At 46.7% G+C, this 2,879-nt stretch carries 4 protein-coding genes and 1 tRNA gene; 2 read left to right on the top strand and 3 right to left on the bottom strand.

Going from position 1 to position 2,879, the window contains the following annotated elements; all coding sequences use genetic code 11:
- Positions 1 to 139 precede the first annotated feature (139 nt).
- Positions 140 to 379 (bottom strand): YheU family protein, encoded by a 240-nt coding sequence (locus AB7U36_RS21745; protein WP_287126424.1) that lies wholly within the window; start codon positions 377 to 379, stop codon positions 140 to 142.
- A gap of 15 nt (positions 380 to 394) precedes the next feature.
- Positions 395 to 529 carry a hypothetical protein gene (locus tag AB7U36_RS21740; protein WP_428161692.1) on the bottom strand — a complete coding sequence of 45 codons (135 nt, stop codon included), beginning with the start codon at positions 527 to 529 and terminating at the stop codon, positions 395 to 397.
- Positions 530 to 764: 235 nt separating this feature from the next.
- On the opposite strand from AB7U36_RS21740, the gene AB7U36_RS21735 reads away from it, so the two are divergent.
- Together AB7U36_RS21735 and AB7U36_RS21730 are read left to right on the top strand one after the other, a co-directional pair.
- A tRNA-Leu gene (locus tag AB7U36_RS21735) sits at positions 765 to 851 on the top strand.
- A gap of 178 nt (positions 852 to 1,029) precedes the next feature.
- Positions 1,030 to 2,373 carry an N-acetylmuramoyl-L-alanine amidase gene (locus tag AB7U36_RS21730; protein WP_428161691.1) on the top strand — a complete coding sequence of 448 codons (1,344 nt, stop codon included), beginning with the start codon at positions 1,030 to 1,032 and terminating at the stop codon, positions 2,371 to 2,373.
- Here the strand turns inward: AB7U36_RS21730 and AB7U36_RS21725 are convergent.
- Positions 2,370 to 2,639: a hypothetical protein gene (locus tag AB7U36_RS21725; protein ID WP_277004986.1), complete on the bottom strand. Its 270-nt coding sequence runs from the start codon at positions 2,637 to 2,639 to the stop codon at positions 2,370 to 2,372. The genes AB7U36_RS21730 and AB7U36_RS21725 overlap by 4 nt on opposite strands.
- Positions 2,640 to 2,879 lie beyond the last annotated feature (240 nt).

Below are 2,879 nucleotides of genomic sequence, written 5' to 3'. Positions count from 1 at the left end.
ATTGATAGTGGTCGGCATCGGTCTTCACCTCCGAAGTGAATGTTTTTTTAATGCCATTGTATTAATTTTATATTAAAATTTCAATATGTTATAATTAAAAAAGCAACCTTTATGCCGCTAACTCAGGCCTAACTAAAGCTCACCCCAGCGCCCTAACCAAAGGATCATCGCTTCTCAAAACAGTGCAAGATTCAGTTTCCTGGTCAAAAACAATAACGGCCTTGCCGGATCTAATCTGGGCCATCACCTGGGCAATCTTTGTTTCCAGGGGAGTCTCTACTTCACCATAGTCCGTGCCGTCTCGGGTGACAAATCCTTCAATAACACCCTGGAGAGCTTCCGGGCTCAATTGATCATAAGGGATTTTAACAGCTTTCACTTTTCAGGTTTCCAGTCATTCAGCGTTATATTTGCTCACACAGGTCGCATAAATGGCATTAGGCACTCCGTCCTTGTTCACTGTGGATAATATAACAGGGCCTTTGTGGCTCTCCCAGGCTTTACTGGTTTCTTCAGGTAATGCAGGCATATTTTATCTCCTTTGATTTAAGTTTTTTGCCTAATCCGGTAACCTGTTCACATGAACAGAACCCAAGTTAGCATATATCGTGCCTGCCGTCCCCAGGTTACTCTTTTTGTAGAGCCTGGAATCAAAAACACCCTGACAAAAATTTAAAAATCGGCATCGGAAAAATATATTAAATTAAGGCAGTGAATTTGGGGATTGACAAGCAGACACAATTCCATTAAAAAAAGGGCTCTACGCCGGAGTGGTGGAATTGGTAGACGCAGAGGACTCAAAATCCTCCGGCCTTCGGGCCTTGTCGGTTCAAGTCCGACCTCCGGTACCAGCTTCCAGGAAGGGTTTTGGCTATTTTAGATAAAAAGTCAAAACCCTTCTTTTTTTAAAATGATCTCCTTATTTTGTGCTCATTCCTTAATACCGGTGGATATAAAATCTTCCTTTTTGGGATTCTTTATATGAAGTACCTTTGCAATCTCGGACCTGTACTGATATAATTTGGACCCATGAATATCGAACTTTCTGACAATTTTTATTTTTCAAAGGGTTCTGCCCTGGTACCGGTTATTGTCCTGCTGTTGGTTATAATACTGTTGACAATGCCCTCGTGTCAGGTTGGACAAGCCTCCTATCCTGATCCAGACCTTGTCCGTTTCCAGAGCCGCATTATAGATTACGGTTCACGGATCAATCCGAGCTTTAAAAAAAAGGTACGCACCAGGACCCGGCTGATCATCGTGCATACTTCCGAGCTGGAACTGGAAAGTACTTTAAGAGTGGTTTCCAGAGGCAAGCGGTTTGAAAACGGCCGGACCACACCCGGCGGGCATGCCAATTATGTTATTGCCAGGAACGGGACGGTTTACCGGATTCTGGATAAAAAATACCGGGCTGACCATGCCGGCCTGTCCATGTGGGACGGGAGGTCTGATGTCAGCGATATCTCCGTGGGCATCGAATTTGTCGGCTACCACGATGCCCCCTTGACCACCAGTCAATACACGTCTGCGGAGATGCTGCTGTTGATGCTTAAACGGGCCTATGGACTTCAGGATAAAGATATTCTGACCCACAGTCAGATTGCATACGGCAAACCCAATCCATGGTTTTCCAACAATCACAGAGGGCGTAAACAATGTGCGAAAAATTTTGACAGAACCCGGGCAGGACTCGGGCCAACCTGGCCTTTTGATCCTGATGTCAGGGCTGGTCGCCTTACACCGGATCCCATGCTGGCTCAGGTGTTTTATTCGGCTTCCGGTGCTGTTGCTTATACAGGCAATACGGCGTTTCAAGTCTTGAAATCCGATGTCATTTCTAAACGAAATCCTGCCTGGGCCATTGCCGGTGACGATTATAATGCCTCCAGCACGGTCTATGTGCTGCCTGGCGGAAACACCCTGGCGGGTGACAGGGTTGCCTCAAGTTTGGGCTGGGACCGTTTGCCCGTGGGCACAAAGGTATTGCTCAACCAGCAGACGGCACAAGTTCGGCAAGAGGCTAAAGACATCATAAAAATCATTTCCGGACGGATGACCGCCAGGTGCCATGCTGGAGAGGCTTACCATGCTGCCTCCACCATTTATTTTCTTCCCTCGGATCGGATTTTGAGGGGATGTGCAATTTCGGACTGGGATGACCTGCCGTCAGGTACCCGTCTGGTGGTGGGGTATAAAGGCCCTTTTATCATAACAAAAGATAAAACGGCCTATGGGATAGCCGGTGCAAAGTTTAAAGATCCCGGAACCGTTTACCATATTCCGGGCCGGGGTCCGGTCCAGGGCAACAGGATTCCGGATTTCAAGGATTTGCCTAATGGGACAGGTGTTTACCTGCCAATTGCCGGTTAATGGCAGGTAAAACGATTTTTGATATATGCAAAAAGCCGCTTCCAGTCCTGGAAGCATAAGGTCATAAATGCCCCCACCGTGCCTGCCGATGCCAGACCCACAGGGCATCCCTGCTGCCCACAAAAAGGACAGACCGAAAACGCTGCATAAAGGCCGGTAAACCCGAACCATGAGGCAAAAAGCCGGAATAAACGACCAAACGGCGACAGTTTCAACGTTTTGTTACCATCATCAAGGGGGTGAATTTGAAATGTATTGTTTTTCATTCAGAACAAATAACACATCCTAAAAACGATTGATATGGGAAAACTAAAATCCCGCTACGGCAGGTCTTTATGTCAAAGCGAAAACGGAAATATTTCAACTGCCTGGAATCCCGGCCTATGTTATGATATAAAATATGCGGCTGTGCTCGGTATGTTTTAATGAAAGATTAGCGGCTACGGGTTGGATTTTTAACGGATTTGATGTGGGCTGACCGATTATGACCGTGTCGGCCGTTGTTC

This window comes from Desulfobacter sp. (genome assembly GCF_050177295.1).
This window is presented reverse-complemented; position numbering and strand designations above follow the sequence as displayed.